16 protein-coding genes are annotated in these 13,250 nt (G+C 69.4%); 8 read left to right on the forward strand and 8 right to left on the reverse strand.

The genetic code is table 11. The features are described 5' to 3' along the window. Window positions 1-16 precede the first annotated feature (16 nt). Genes RIB98_19025 through RIB98_19035 form a run of 3 tightly spaced genes read right to left on the reverse strand, consistent with a single transcriptional unit; the run spans window position 17 to window position 2,094 of the window. Window positions 17-1,216, reverse strand: coding sequence for a cation:proton antiporter (locus RIB98_19025; protein ID MEQ8843074.1), 1,200 nt, complete (start codon window positions 1,214-1,216; stop codon window positions 17-19). Between the two features lie 36 nt (window positions 1,217-1,252). Continuing rightward, window positions 1,253-1,735, reverse strand: a complete 483-nt coding sequence (locus tag RIB98_19030; protein MEQ8843075.1) for a TrkA C-terminal domain-containing protein — start codon at window positions 1,733-1,735, stop codon at window positions 1,253-1,255. A 26-nt stretch (window positions 1,736-1,761) separates the two neighbouring features. After that, the gene (locus RIB98_19035; GenBank protein ID MEQ8843076.1) at window positions 1,762-2,094 is read right to left on the reverse strand and encodes a 6,7-dimethyl-8-ribityllumazine synthase; all 333 of its coding nucleotides are present in this window, start codon (window positions 2,092-2,094) and stop codon (window positions 1,762-1,764) included. Between the two features lie 25 nt (window positions 2,095-2,119). Between RIB98_19035 and RIB98_19040 the strand changes: the two genes are divergently transcribed. After that, window positions 2,120-3,028, forward strand: a complete 909-nt coding sequence (locus RIB98_19040; protein ID MEQ8843077.1) for an SMP-30/gluconolactonase/LRE family protein — start codon at window positions 2,120-2,122, stop codon at window positions 3,026-3,028. Between the two features lie 32 nt (window positions 3,029-3,060). After that, window positions 3,061-3,603 (forward strand): hypothetical protein, encoded by a 543-nt coding sequence (locus RIB98_19045; GenBank protein ID MEQ8843078.1) that lies wholly within the window; start codon window positions 3,061-3,063, stop codon window positions 3,601-3,603. Between the two features lie 16 nt (window positions 3,604-3,619). Here RIB98_19045 and RIB98_19050 read toward each other — a convergent pair whose 3' ends face one another. Next, window positions 3,620-4,117, reverse strand: coding sequence for a flavin reductase family protein (locus RIB98_19050; protein MEQ8843079.1), 498 nt, complete (start codon window positions 4,115-4,117; stop codon window positions 3,620-3,622). A 23-nt stretch (window positions 4,118-4,140) separates the two neighbouring features. Next, window positions 4,141-6,144 (reverse strand): hydantoinase/oxoprolinase family protein, encoded by a 2,004-nt coding sequence (locus RIB98_19055; protein MEQ8843080.1) that lies wholly within the window; start codon window positions 6,142-6,144, stop codon window positions 4,141-4,143. Window positions 6,145-6,172: 28 nt separating this feature from the next. Between RIB98_19055 and RIB98_19060 the strand changes: the two genes are divergently transcribed. Next, entirely contained in the window at window positions 6,173-6,682 is a 510-nt protein-coding gene (locus tag RIB98_19060; GenBank protein ID MEQ8843081.1) for a pyridoxamine 5'-phosphate oxidase family protein, read from the forward strand. Between the two features lie 4 nt (window positions 6,683-6,686). On the opposite strand, the gene RIB98_19065 is transcribed toward RIB98_19060, so the two are convergent. Further along, window positions 6,687-7,337, reverse strand: a complete 651-nt coding sequence (locus RIB98_19065) for a nitroreductase family protein (protein ID MEQ8843082.1) — start codon at window positions 7,335-7,337, stop codon at window positions 6,687-6,689. Between the two features lie 83 nt (window positions 7,338-7,420). Here RIB98_19065 and RIB98_19070 point away from each other — a divergent pair, with 83 nt between their 5' ends. The 4 genes from RIB98_19070 to RIB98_19085 all read left to right on the forward strand — a co-directional run bounded on the left by RIB98_19070 (window position 7,421) and on the right by RIB98_19085 (window position 10,493). After that, window positions 7,421-8,626, forward strand: a complete 1,206-nt coding sequence (locus RIB98_19070) for a hypothetical protein (protein ID MEQ8843083.1) — start codon at window positions 7,421-7,423, stop codon at window positions 8,624-8,626. Window positions 8,627-8,668: 42 nt separating this feature from the next. Continuing rightward, on the forward strand, window positions 8,669-8,869 hold the full coding sequence (locus RIB98_19075) for a hypothetical protein (protein ID MEQ8843084.1): 201 nt from the start codon (window positions 8,669-8,671) through the stop codon (window positions 8,867-8,869). A 499-nt stretch (window positions 8,870-9,368) separates the two neighbouring features. After that, window positions 9,369-10,232, forward strand: a complete 864-nt coding sequence (locus RIB98_19080; protein ID MEQ8843085.1) for an oxygenase MpaB family protein — start codon at window positions 9,369-9,371, stop codon at window positions 10,230-10,232. A 9-nt stretch (window positions 10,233-10,241) separates the two neighbouring features. Continuing rightward, window positions 10,242-10,493 carry a MazG nucleotide pyrophosphohydrolase domain-containing protein gene (locus tag RIB98_19085; protein MEQ8843086.1) on the forward strand — a complete coding sequence of 84 codons (252 nt, stop codon included), beginning with the start codon at window positions 10,242-10,244 and terminating at the stop codon, window positions 10,491-10,493. Between the two features lie 3 nt (window positions 10,494-10,496). Here RIB98_19085 and RIB98_19090 read toward each other — a convergent pair whose 3' ends face one another. Both RIB98_19090 and RIB98_19095 read right to left on the reverse strand, forming a co-directional pair. Next, on the reverse strand, window positions 10,497-11,525 hold the full coding sequence (locus RIB98_19090; GenBank protein MEQ8843087.1) for an aspartate-semialdehyde dehydrogenase: 1,029 nt from the start codon (window positions 11,523-11,525) through the stop codon (window positions 10,497-10,499). Window positions 11,526-11,586: 61 nt separating this feature from the next. Beyond that, window positions 11,587-12,408 (reverse strand): HDIG domain-containing protein, encoded by an 822-nt coding sequence (locus RIB98_19095; protein ID MEQ8843088.1) that lies wholly within the window; start codon window positions 12,406-12,408, stop codon window positions 11,587-11,589. Between the two features lie 27 nt (window positions 12,409-12,435). Between RIB98_19095 and RIB98_19100 the strand changes: the two genes are divergently transcribed. Next, window positions 12,436-13,224, forward strand: coding sequence for an SDR family oxidoreductase (locus tag RIB98_19100; GenBank protein ID MEQ8843089.1), 789 nt, complete (start codon window positions 12,436-12,438; stop codon window positions 13,222-13,224). Window positions 13,225-13,250: the final 26 nt, after the last annotated feature.

Below are 13,250 nucleotides of genomic sequence, written 5' to 3' on the forward strand. Positions count from 1 at the left end.
ACCCCGCCGGCGGCACTCACGCCGCGCCGGCCGGCGACGGCTTCTCTCGGGAGATCCGGTCGTGGATCTGGTCCGAGAAGCGGGCGGCCAGTGGGCCGAGGACGGCGGTGATCAGCACGTAGCCGGCGGCCAGAGCGCCGAGCTGGGGCCCCTCGGCGAGATCGACGCCGAGCGCGGCGATCACGATCGAGAACTCGCCTCGGGCGATGAGCACGGTGCCGGCGCGCAGACGACCCTTGGGGCCGACGTCGCGACGACGCGCCGCGTACCAGCCGGTCGCCGTCTTGGTGAGGGCGCTGACCACGGCGAGCAGCGCGGCCCAGCCGGCCACGTCCATGAGATCCGCCGGATCGATCTGGAACGAGAAGAACACGAAAAACGTGGCCGCGAAGAGATCGCGCAACGGGGCGAGCAACTCGAGGGCCCGCTCCTCGGCTCGGCCCGAGATGGCGAGCCCCACGAGGAACGCACCGATGGCACCGGACACGTCGAACAGCTGGGCGGCGCCGGCCACGAGCAGCACGAGGCCGAAGATGGCGAGCAGCACCGCTTCGTTGGACCCGTCCCCCAATCGACGACTCAGCGGCTCGCCGTACTTGAGGGCAACGAGGAGGATCAGCGCGACGACCGCGAGGGCCACACCCACGCTGATGAGGGTTTCGGTGACGGTGCCGCCCACGATCAGCGCGGCGACGACCGGCAGGTAGACGGCCATCGCCAGGTCCTCGATGACGAGCAGGTTGAGCACCACCGGTGTCTCGCGGTTGCCCAGGCGGCCGAGATCGTCGAGCACCTTCGAGATGACGCCCGATGACGAGACCCAGGTGACGCCGCCGAGCAGCAGGGCGGCGAGCGGTTCCCAGCCGAGGATCATGCCGACGGCGAATCCGGCGCCCGCGTTGAGAACCATGTCGACCAGGCCCGGGGGCACGCCAGTACGCAGACCGTTGCGGAGTTCCTCGTCGCTGTACTCGAGACCGAGCGAGAACAGCAGCAACAGCACGCCGATCTCCGCGGCGAGGGCCACGAACTCGGTGCTCACGCTGACCTGGGCGAGACCGCCGTCGCCGAATGCCAGTCCGGCGATCAGGTAGAGCGGCACCGCGGTGACGCCGAGACGGCTGGCGACCCGCGACAGCAGGCCGAGGCCGAACACGAGCGCGCCGACTTCGAGGAACGCGGTCGCCGTTTCCGTGGAACCGGCGGCGAGGATCATGTCGACCTGTTCACGGGGACGTCGCCATGAAGGCGATCAGTCCGCGAGGAGCGTATGGAGGTGATTCAGACCGGCGTGGGGACCCACCGCGACGACCACATCGCCGCCCGCGAGGACGAAGTCGGCATCCGGGGCCGGCACCGGCACATGGTCTCGAATGACGGCGACGATCGAAGTGCCGGTGGTGGAGCGGAACTGGCCCTCACCGATCGTGCGACCCGCGAAGGACGACTTCTCCGCCACCTGGGTCCAGTCGATGGCGATGCCCTCGATGTCCTGGAGGACCTCGGTGACCTTCTCGGTGACGTGACTCACGCCGAGGATCTCGCCCAGCGTGTGGGTGTCGGACTCTGACAGGCTCACGAGCGAAGTGCATGCGTCGGGATCGTCGGTCCCGTAGGCGATCAGCTCACGACGCCCGTCATGATGAACGATCACCGCGAGGTCGCGGCCATCCGCCGCCCGGAACTCGTGGCGCACGCCAACGCCGGGAAGCTTCGTTTCCTGAACCTCGGTCATCCAGTCAGTGTATGCACTGAGGGGGTTCAGCCGGCCAACGCGGACCGGGCATCGAGGGTGGCCAAGGCGGTGCGTGCCACCTCGCGACCCTTGCCCCGCATGTGGTCCGTGAAGAAGCGGATGTGGTCGTCGTGCTCGTGGAACTGCTGCGGTGTGAGCACGCAGGAGAACACCGGCACCGCGGTGTCGAGCTGCACCCGCATGAGTCCGCTGATCACGGCGTCGGCCACGAACTCGTGACGGTAGACGCCACCGTCGACCACGAACCCGGCAGCGACGATGGCGTCGGAGCGGCCGGTTTCGGCCAGCGACCGGACGAACAGCGGGATCTCGAAGGCACCGCTGTCCCTTGTCGCCACGATCGCGCGCCCGTAGCGTCGCGGGATGGAGATCACTCCCGTTCGGGCCGTCAACGGCGACATTCGCCTCGGCGAATCGCCCGTGTGGAGCGGGCTCGAGCAGGTGCTCTACTGGGTCGACATCGACGGCCATTCCGTGCACCGCTTCGATCCTGCGTCGGGGGTCGACGAGCTGCGGCCGATCGGGGCTCGACCGGGTGCCTGCGCGCTGACCACCGAGGCCGGCCGCCTTCTGGTGGCCACCGAGCACCAGCTCGTGTGGCTCGACTGGGCCTCTGGCGCGGTCGAGCCGTGGGTGGCGCTCGAAGACCCCGCCACCGGCAATCGGTGCAATGACGGTCGCGTCGATCCCACCGGCCACATGGTCGTCGGGACGATGTGGCCCGACACCAGTGCCAAGAAGGCGACCGGCAGCCTCTACCGGATCGCGCCCGACGGCTCGACACAGACGCTGCTCACCGACCTCGGCGTGCCCAACGGGCTGGCCTTCGATGCCGACCGGGGCCTCGTCTACTACGCCGACACGGCCCGGTTCACCGTGCTGGTGGCCGACTACGACGCCGACACCGGCGAGCGGCACAACGTGCGCCTCTTCATCGACTACGACCAGCTCCCGGGCAAGCCCGACGGCGCCTGCCTCGACGCCGACGGGTGCTACTGGTCGGCGTCGATCCATGCCTGGTCGATCATCCGGGTGACGCCCGACGGTCGAGTCGATCGCCGGATCGAGCTCCCGGTGAAGAAGCCGACCATGCCCGCGTTCGGTGGGCCCGACCTGTCGACGCTCTACGTCACCTCGATCGGGCCGAGCGAGCCCGGCGCGACCGACGAGAGCCGCGACGGCTTCACCGCCGGTGATCTACTGGCGCTGGACGTCGGCGTGCAGGGCCGCCCGGAGACACCGTTCGCGGGCGTGCCGGGCGCGAATCAGTAGCTCGCGCCGCCGGCACCGAATAGCGTTTGCCGATGGACTTGCGTTGGCAGGAGGAACAGCGAGCATTCCAGGCTCGCATCCTGATCGATGCCGATCCCGAACTCGGGCTCCGTCCCTACCGCACCTTCGTGGGTGCACCGACGCGGCCCCCTCCCGATCGTCATCTCGGCCGATGGGAACGACTCATCATCGTGGTCGTCGCCGGCGCCGTCATCGTCGCCCTCGCCCTCGTCCTCGGCCTCCCTCGAGAGCTCGCCGCGTTGACCGCGAGCGCCGCCGGCGGTATCGCACTGATGGTCGCGCTCGCGCCCGTGTCACACGCCAAGCCGACGTCCGAATGGACGCCGCTCCTCGCCGTCTACGCCCCGAGCGTGCTCCGGGGCGCGCCGCCGGTCTGCGTCACCCAGATCAGTTTCAACGAGTACCAACGGCTCGGCACGGAGGGATTCGGCACGGTCGTGGGCAACCCGAGGCCAGGCGCGACCTTCGGTCTTTTCGTGGACGAGTACCTCGTGTGGCCGCGCACGCCCCCGCGGCCACCACAGGACGACGACCCCGGTTTCGGCTCGTCCTGATTCGACCCGTCCTCCGCTAGTGGCGTTTGACGCCGCCGTACTTCATCCGCGTGTCGTCCATCGAGGCCGGCCGCTTGTCGTCGTCGTTGATGCCGGCGTCGACCAGCTCGCCGATGAACAGCGTGTGGGTGCCGAGGTCGATCGCCTGTCGCACCTCGCAGTCGAGCCAGGCAATCGCCTCGTCGAACACCGGCGCGCCGGTGGTGGCGGCCCGTACTGCTCGGCCGTTGAGGGTCTCGCCGTCGTCGTCCGCGGGCTTGGAGAACTTCACGAACACCCGGGTGTCGTCGCTGTCCCACAGGTTCACGGTGAACGAGCCCCCGTCGGTGATGAGGCGATGGGTGACGGCGGTGTTGTCGACGCCGATGCCGATCAGCACCGGCTCCATCGAGAGCTGGGTGATCCAGCTGGTGGTCATCGCGTTGCGTTCGTCGCCCGCCTTCGACCCCACGAGCGCGAGCGCGTTCGGGATCTTCCAGGTGACACGGTTGGTCAGTTCGTCGTCGAGGGCCATGCCCCCGGACCGTAGTCGGGAGATCAGTCGAGCTTGGGGCGGCCGCTCGCGATGACGGTGGCGGTGCCTTCGACGAACATCTCGCGTCCCTCGACCATCGCCGACTTCGTGTGCCAGTGGGTCTCCAACTCGAACTCCGGCGCGCCGGCGATCGCCATCTCGGCCTCCGCCACGCGCGTTGCCGCATCGGTGGCCCGCCGGCGGGCATCGTCGAGGTCGTAGACCGTCTCCGGGTCGGGTCCGGCGTGGACCCTGAAGATGCCCCGTCGCGGCGCGGTGACGGTGACCTGGCGACGGATGCGCACCTTGCCGACCACCGCACCGATCGCGTTGGCGACATCGGCGTGCGTCGGCACCTCCACGCGGGTGCCGAGCAGCTCGCCGATGGCCGGGTAGTACGTTGCGGCCGGCGCGCCCAGGCCGACGAGCGGCACCCGCAGACCGATGTCGACGCGGGTCGTGGTGGTCGCCTGGTCCAAGCCGGCGGCCACCAATTCCGAGGTGACGGCATCGGGTGAGAGTCCGTCGCGCACGAAGCCGGCCGCGAGCAGTGCCTCGGCCGAGCGGCGGGCGAGCGTGACGACCACCGCCCGGGCGACCTCTTCGCCCGACGAGGCGATGGGGTTGCCGTAGCGGTCGCGGCGCAGAGCGAAGAGCTCGGCCGCGGCGCGGGCGGGTGCCGGGTCGTGGGTCGTCTGCGTGCCGAGCACGTGGCTGGCGTCGGTGGGCGTGAAACCGGCGACGCGAACCATCCCGCGTGAGACGAGCCGGCGCAGCGCGGTCGCCTGCACACTCGACGCCACGACCAGATCGGCGGGCATGAGTCCGTCGCCCATCGCGGCGAGCACCGTGGCCTCGGTGCGGTCGACGGAGGCGGTCCGCGCCCGCTCGGTGACCCACACGAAGGCACCGGTCCAGTCGGTGGGCGGCGTTTCGGCCCGGAGCTGTCGGGCGATCGTGTGCTCGACGAGTTCGCCGTCGGTCGTGGCGACCAGCACGATCGGGACGACGCGACGCGGGCCGATCACGAGCTGGGCACCGACCGCTCGCTCGGCCACCGCCAACTCGCTGTCACCGCCGATGCCGTGGGTGTGCATCAGCACCGCCTCGACCATGGTCTGGTGACCGCCCACGGTCGCGCCCTGGTCGCCGAACTCGGGAAGCCCGTCGCGCAGCACGGCGATGTCGGTGGTGGTACCGCCGATGTCGGCGATGATCGCGTCGTCGGCGTCGGCCAGGTGGGCCGCGCCGACGAGGCTCGCGGCGGGACCCGAGAGGATCGTTTCCACCGGCCGGTCGCGCACGAAGGCGCTCGACACGAGCGACCCGTTGCCCCTTACGACCATGATCGGCGCATGGATGCCGCGACGGGCGAGGAGGTCCTCGGTGGTCGCCACCAGCGACGAGATCAGGCCGATCAGTCGGGCGTTGAGGAGCGCGGTGACCGACCGCTTCGGGCCGTTGAGCCCGTCGGACAGCTCGTGGCTGCACGTGACCGGGAGCCCGGTCGTCGCGCGGATGAGGTCGCGCGCGGCCAGCTCGTGTTCGGGGTTGCGCACGCCGAACTGGCCCGTGACCGCGAAGCCCTCGATGTCGTCGGGCAGGCCGACGAGGGCGGCGGCCAGTGCCTCGAGGTCGAGGTCGGCCTCGGGCGTGCCGTGCGACGTGTGGCCACCCGCCACGGAGATCACCGGGTCGGTGCCGAGCGCGGCGCGCAGACCACCCCGATCGAGGGCGTCGTCGCCGAACCCGATCATCACGAGGCAGGCGGGGCGTCCCATTCCCTCGACCAGCGCATTGGTGGCCAGAGTGGTCGACAGCGACACGAGTCCGATCGACGCCACGTCGACCTTCGCCTCATGGAGCACCTGCGCCAATGCGGCGTCGATACCGACCGCCAGATCGTCGTGGGTCGTCGGCGCCTTGGCCTTCGCCAGCACCTTGCCCCGCACGTCGTCGTAGACGACCGCGTCGGTGTAGGTGCCGCCGGTGTCGACACCGACGAACACCGTGCGGGGCTCGGACATCGTTCCATTGTGCCCCTACTCTGCGGTCATGCCCCGTATCACTCGTCCTGACATGGCCGACTACGGCGTGCCGGACACGCTCGACGGCACCCTGCCCTGGTCATGGGCCGAAGCCCGCCTCGCCGAGAGCCGCAACTTCTGGCTGGTCACCGTGAACGCCACCGGACGCCCACACTCCATGCCCGTGTGGGGCGTGTGGATGCCCGATCGCGAGCGGTTCGGGTTCAGCTGTGCGCGGAGCGCCCGCAAGGTCCGCAACCTGGCCGCCAACCCGCAGGTGGTCGTCACCAACGACGACGCCGTGCACGTCGTGTCCATCGAGGGCATCGCCGAACCGCTCGGCGAGGACGGCCTCGAGATCATGGCGGCGCGGTGGGCGGCCAAGTACGCCGATGAGCCCGAAATCGGCGACGCGGCGGAGATGATCGAATTCCTCCGCCAGAACGCTGCCTTCGAGGTCGTGCCCGACCGCGCCTTCGGCATGATCGAGTCGCCCGAGGACTTCGGGGCGGCCGCCACCAGGTGGGTGTGGGACTGATCCCTCAGGGCCAGAGCGGCTCGTCGATCTCGAAGCCGACCGGCGTGCCCCAGGTGTTGCGATAGGACACTTCGTGGGCAGGGCGTCGTTTGGCGACACCCCACTTGCCGGTCGGATACCCGAACGGCACGCAGCACGCCATGCGCCAGCCCTCGTCCTTGGGCACGCCGAGCACGTCGAGCGTCTCCTCGTTCTTGAACACGAGCACGCTGGTGAGCGACGAACCCACCTCGTCGGCGCGGGCCTGCAGCATCGCGTTCCACACGGCGGGGAAGATCGACCCACCGCTCGTGTCGAACTGATCGAAGGCGAACAGGAGCAGCGGGTACGAGGCGAAGTTCTCCTGGGCCCATTTGACCGACTCCATCATCGTGCGGAACTTCCTCGCCGCGGCATCGTCGGACGAGTTCGCGTGGTCGACCTGGTCCTTGTAGACGGTGTCCCACAGCATGTCGATGCACTGGGAGTAGAGGTCAGCGATCTTCGCGACCTGTGCCTTGTCGTCGACGAGCATGAACCGCCAGCCCTGCGCGTTGCCGCCACTGGGGGCCCGAATGGCGGCGTCGAGAATGCGGGCCTGCACCTCGTCGGGTACCGGGTCGGGCTTCACTCGGCGCATGGCACGGGTGGTGTAGAGCGCTTCTCGGATGTCCACGGGTTCTCCTCGGGGCCGATGTCGACGAGCCCGAGTGCAGCACACGGCTACCGGCTTTGCGAGACGTGGCCTAGGTTTTCCCGATGCGTCGTACCCTGCTCATCCCGCTCGTCCTCCTTACCGTGTTCGCACTCCTCGCCGGCTCGTGCGGCGACGACGGCGACGGCGACTCGGCCCCGGAGCCCGACGACACGACGTCGACGTCGGCCGACGACAGCGACACCACGACCACGGCCGATGCCACCACCACCGAGGCGCCACCCATCACGGCAACGACCACCACCGAGGCACTCCCGACCGTGACCGCGGCCGATCTCGCGGAGATCGGCCCGTACCCCGTGGGCGTGACGAGTCGCGAGTTGCCGACCGGCAATCTCGTCGAGATCTGGTACCCGGCCGGCCCCGACGCCGAGGGGCAGACCGACACCTACGCCGTACGCGACTTCACCCCCGAGGTGATGCGGGCGCTCGTGCCCGCAGACATCGACGACCAGGTGACCGTGGCCGCCGGCCGCGATGCCTCCACCGCCGAGGACGGGCCGTTCCCGCTCGTGATGTTCAGCCACGGCTCGACCTCGTTCCGCTTCCAGTCGACGAACCTCGCACACCATCTGGCGTCGTGGGGATTGGTCGTCGCGTCGGCCGACCACCCCAGCCGCTCGTTGGCCAACTTCCTCGAACGACCCGAAGGCGGTCCGTCGTCGGCCGACGACGTCCTCGCCGCCCTCGAGTTGGTGACGACCGACCCCGAGCTCGGCCCGGCGATCGACGCCGACCGCGTCGGCCTCAGCGGCCACTCCGCCGGCGGCGGCACCACACTCGCCGTGGCCGCGACCGGCGACTTCGCCGGCTATGTCTCGTACGCGTCCGGCGCGTTCGGCGACGAACCTCTGCCCGACATGCCGTCGATGTTCATGGCCGGTGCCATCGACACGATCGTCGAACCGAGCCGAACGATCGACGCGTTCGACGAGGCGCCCGCCCCGAGCTGGTATCTCGAGTTCGCCGACTCGGGCCACCTCGCCTTCAGCGATCTCTGCGCCGTCGGCACCGGGGATGCCACGCTGATCGGCCTCGCCGAAGCGGCCGGGCTCGGCGACTTCCTCGACGACAACATCCGTCGTCTCGGTACCGATGGGTGCGAGGAACCGAACCGGCCGGTCACCGAGATCTGGCCGGGCGTGCACCAGGCCACGACCGGCTTCTTCCGCTACGTCTTCGGCATCGACGCCGAACCCGTCGGGCTCGACGCCTCAGCCGTCGAGGGGGTCACCGCCGACTCGAAGTAGGCAGTTCGCTCAGTTTCGGTCCGTCGACGTCGATGGATCGGAGTGAGTTCGTTCATCGACACCCTCTTCGAGCCGGAACGCCACTGCTCGTGCGGACACCACGAGGGCTCGCACTGCCACGGATTCAGCAACCAGGCGTGTATGTGGTGCGACTGCCGCGTCTTCGTCGACCCCGAACGTGTCGCCGCCGCCTCCGGTCGGCGCGAGTCGGCGCCGCTGCGCCACTTCTTCGCCGGACGCTGACCGACCCAGGCGACCCTTCGCGTTAATTCGTTCGACGTCGCCGACGAGGTTTCGTACGGTGCCCACAGCGAACGACGACGGGTCGTTCCGCCTGGAAAGGAGCACCGAAAATGATCACCGCACTCGTGTCACCGATGATCACCGTGCCCCGCTGCGTCGCCCCCGGCGATGCCCAGGCCGCCCGGTTCATCTGAACCCGCCGCTCTCGTAGCGCGCTGCGACGACGCCACGACACCGCCGCGTCCCCGCCCGTCGTTTGTCCCCCATTCGCATTTCGATGTCACGAAGGACCCACCATGCAGGAACTCATCGTTCTCGCCATGATCCACGACAGACGGACGAATCCACCCTGGCGCGAGCGCCAGCGGGCTGGACGTCCGACCCGACCCGCACCACGGCCGAACCCCCCACGGCGGGTGCGACCCGGGCGCAAGTAGCCGACCGGCCACTTCGCGTCCGCGGTGCCCGGCGGGGGTCACGCATCTACCCTGGTGGTTGCGTGACCCCCGCCCCTGAAACTCTCGAAGCGATCCGAACCCAATTCGGACAGGGAATCCGGCGGGTTCTCGCGGGCACGGCCGAGCCGCCCGAACGAGCGCTCACCTTCGACGAGGACCCCGGCCTGTTCGGCCCCGACAGCACCACCTTCCTCGTGCACACCGATGCATCGATGGTCATCGGCGGTCTCCGGGCCCTGCTGCTGCAGACCATGCACCCCCTGGCCATGGCCGGCGTGGCCGATCACTCCGACTATCGCAACGACCCGCTCGGACGGTTGCACCGCACCGGCGGCTTCGTCGGCACCACCACCTTCGGCACCACCGACGAGGCCGAGCGGGCGATCCGGGTGGTCCGCAAGGTCCACGAGCGGGTCACCGGCACCGCACCCGACGGCCGGCCCTACGCGGCGACCGACCCCCACCTGCTGTTGTTCGTGCACTGCACCGAGGTCGACAGCTTCCTGCGGGCCCGGCAACGCTACGGGGCCACGGCATTGTCGTCGGGCGACGGCGACCGCTATGTCGAGGAGATGGCCGTGGTCGCCGAGAAGCTCGGCGTTCGCCGGGCACCGCGCAGTCGTGACGAGCTGCGGGCCGTGCTCGACGGCTATCGGTCCGAGCACCACATCGGCAGCCAGGCCCGCGACACCGTGCGCTTCCTCGCCTGGCCACCCCTGCCGCTCGCAACTCGCCCGGCCTATGCACTCGTGTTCGCCGCTGCCGTCTCGATGCTGCCTCGCGATGCCCGGTGGAAGCTCCGCCTCCCGATAGCGCCCCTCGCCGAGCCCTTCGCCATCCGCCCCGCCGCCACCGTGCTCATGCGCACCCTCGGCTGGGCCCTCGCCGAGCCCGCTCCTGCCTAGGGTCGGGGGATGGAACTCGCCGAGGTGCAGCAGTTGATGGACGAGCTCTACGGGGCGACCGACCAAGAACGCGGGGTGCCGTCGACGGTGGCGTGGCTGTGCGAGGAACTCGGCGAGCTGGCCCAGGCGGTGCGCAAGGGCACCCGGGAACAGCAGCTGCACGAGTTCGGCGACGTCCTGGCGTGGTTGGCATCGCTCGCCAACCAGCTCGACATCAGCCTCGACGACGCAATGGCGCGCTACGTCGAGAATCCACCCTGAGCGTCAGACCAGGTCCTGGGCGACCAGCGACTCGGCGATCTGAATGGTGTTGAGCGCGGCGCCCTTGCGGAGGTTGTCGCCCGAGACAAAAAACGACAGGCCGTGTTCGACGGTGGGGTCGACCCGCACCCGCCCGACGAACGTCGGGTCGGCGCCGGCCGCCTTCAGCGGGGTCGGCACGTCGGTGACGACGACACCCTCGGTCCGGCCGAGCAGCTCGAGCGCCCGCTCGACACTGATCGCCGACGAGAAGCGGGCGTTGATCGACAGCGAGTGACCGGTGAAGACGGGGACCCGCACGCAGGTGCCCGACACGGCGAGGTCGGGCAGACCGAGGATCTTGCGGCTCTCGTCGCGCAGCTTCTGCTCCTCGTTGGTCTCGAAGAGACCGTCGTCGACGAGCGCGCCGGCGAAGGGGATCACATTGCAGGCAATCGGTTCGACGAAGTTCTGGCCGTGTTCGAGGCCGACGGCGCTGCCGTCGAAGGTGAGTTCGGGCCCGTTGGCCCCGAGCTTCTGGAGCTGGGTGTCGAGCTCGTCGACCCCGGACAACCCGGCGCCGGACACCGCCTGGTAGGTCGAGACCACCAGGGCCTCCAGCCCGGCCTCGTCGGCCAGCGCCTTGAGCGGCGCCATGGCGACCATGGTGGTGCAGTTCGGGTTGGCAACGATGCCCTTGGGGATGTCGCGCAGCGCGTCGGCGTTGACCTCGGGCACGACCAGGGGGACCTCGGTGTCCATCCGCCAGGCCGAGGAGTTGTCGATGACGATGCAGCCCTGCGCAGCGACCTTCGGCGCCAGCTCCTTGCTGGTCGCACCGCCGGCCGAGAAGATCACGATGTCGAGACCGGTGTAGTCGGCGGCGGTGGCGTCCTCGACCGTGATGTCACGGCCCTGCCACTCGATGGTCTTGCCCGCCGAACGTGCGGACGCGAACAACCGCAGCGCATCGACGGGGAAATCTCGCTCGGCGAGCAGTGTCAACACGACACCGCCGACCTGTCCGGTGGCACCAACGATTCCTACGTGCATGCCCACAAGGGTAACGGTCGCGATCCGACGGACGGACTCGATTACTGCCTCTCGCCGGAGGTCAGACGTCGCCGTAGGACTCGGCGTGCGCCTGCCACCACTGGTCGATGCGGGCGTAGAGCTCGTCGTCGGGCAGCTCACCCTCGGTCCGCTTCACCTCGAGCAGCATCCGGAGGATGTCGCCGATGTGGCGCCCACCGCCGGTACCCAGGTGGGTCATGACCGCTTGCCCGTCGATCTGGGGACGCTCGGCCGCGCGGCGTTCTTCCTCGGCGAGGTCGGCGATGCGCCGTTCGAGATCATCGATCGAGGCCTGGAGATCGGCCGCCTTCTGCTTGTTGCGGGTGGTGCAGTCGGAGCGGATGAGGGCGTTGAGCCGGCCGAGCAGAGGGCCCGCGTCGCGCGCATAGCGACGCACCGCGCTGTCGGACCAGCCCTCGGCGTAGCCCTTGAAGCGGCCGCTCAGGCGCACCAGCTCGCTCACCTCCTCGACGATCTCGTCGTCGTAGCCGAGCTCGGTCATCCGCTTGCGGGTCATCCTCGAACCGACCACCTCGTGGTGACGGAAGGTGACACCGCCGTGCTCGAAGCTGCGGGTGCGCGGCTTGGCGATGTCGTGGAAGAGCGCGGCCAGCCGCACGATCATGTCGTCGGGCGTCTTCGCGACGACCGCGATGGTGTGTGACAGGACGTCCTTGTGACGATGGATCGGGTCCTGTTCCATCCGCAGTGCGGGCAGTTCGGGCACGAGAACCTCGATTCGGCCGCTGTCGACGGCCGACCACAACGACCCCGACACATCGTCGGACATGAGGATCTCCGAGAGCGCGTCGGCGCCGTCGGCCACCCCGTCATGGGTCTCGGTCGGAGATGTCGTGTCCATCGCCGTGAAAGTCTACGGTCGCGAACCATGGGACTCGACCAATTCAGACTCGACGGCAAGGTAGCGATCGTCACGGGGGCCGGTCGCGGCATCGGTGCGGCAACAGCGACGATGTTCGCCGAGGCCGGAGCCGACGTGGTGATCGGGGCCCGCACCGAGGATCAGCTGGCGGTCGTCGCGGCCGAGATCGAGGGGCACGGACAGCGCGCCGCCATCGTCGCCGGTGACCTCTCGACCCGCGACGGACTGGCCACCCTCGTCGACGCCGCGGTCGAGCAGTTCGGCGGCATCGACGTGATCGTCAACAATGTCGGCGGTTCGATGCCCCAGGCGTTCATGGACACGAGCGAGAAGGCGTTCGACGGCGCGATGCGCTGGAACGTGACCACCGCGTTCAACCTGAGCCAGCTCGCGGTGCCCCACATGCTCGAGCGACCCGGCGCCAACATCGTCAACATCGCTTCGACCGCCGGTCTCTTCGCCAGCCGCGGCTTCGCCGCGTACGGCACCGCCAAGGCCGCGCTGATCCACCTGACCCGGGCCCTCGCCCAGGACCTCGCCCCGAAGATCCGGGTCAATGCGGTGTGTCCCGGCTCGATCGCCACCTCGGCGCTCGACATCGTGCTCCAGAGCCCCGAGCTCGAGAAGGCGATGAGCGACGCCACTCCCCTCGGGCGACTCGGCGACCCCGACGAGATCGCCGCCGCCGCGCTCTACCTCGCGTCGCCCGCGTCGGCCTACACGACCGGCCAGTTCCTCGGTGTCGACGGCGGCATCACCGGCTCCAACCTCGACATGGGGATCGCTGATCTCTGAGCTGTCCGTCTCCCTAGGCTGAGGCC

The organism is Acidimicrobiales bacterium (genome assembly GCA_040219515.1).
Lineage (GTDB): Bacteria > Actinomycetota > Acidimicrobiia > Acidimicrobiales > Aldehydirespiratoraceae > JAJRXC01.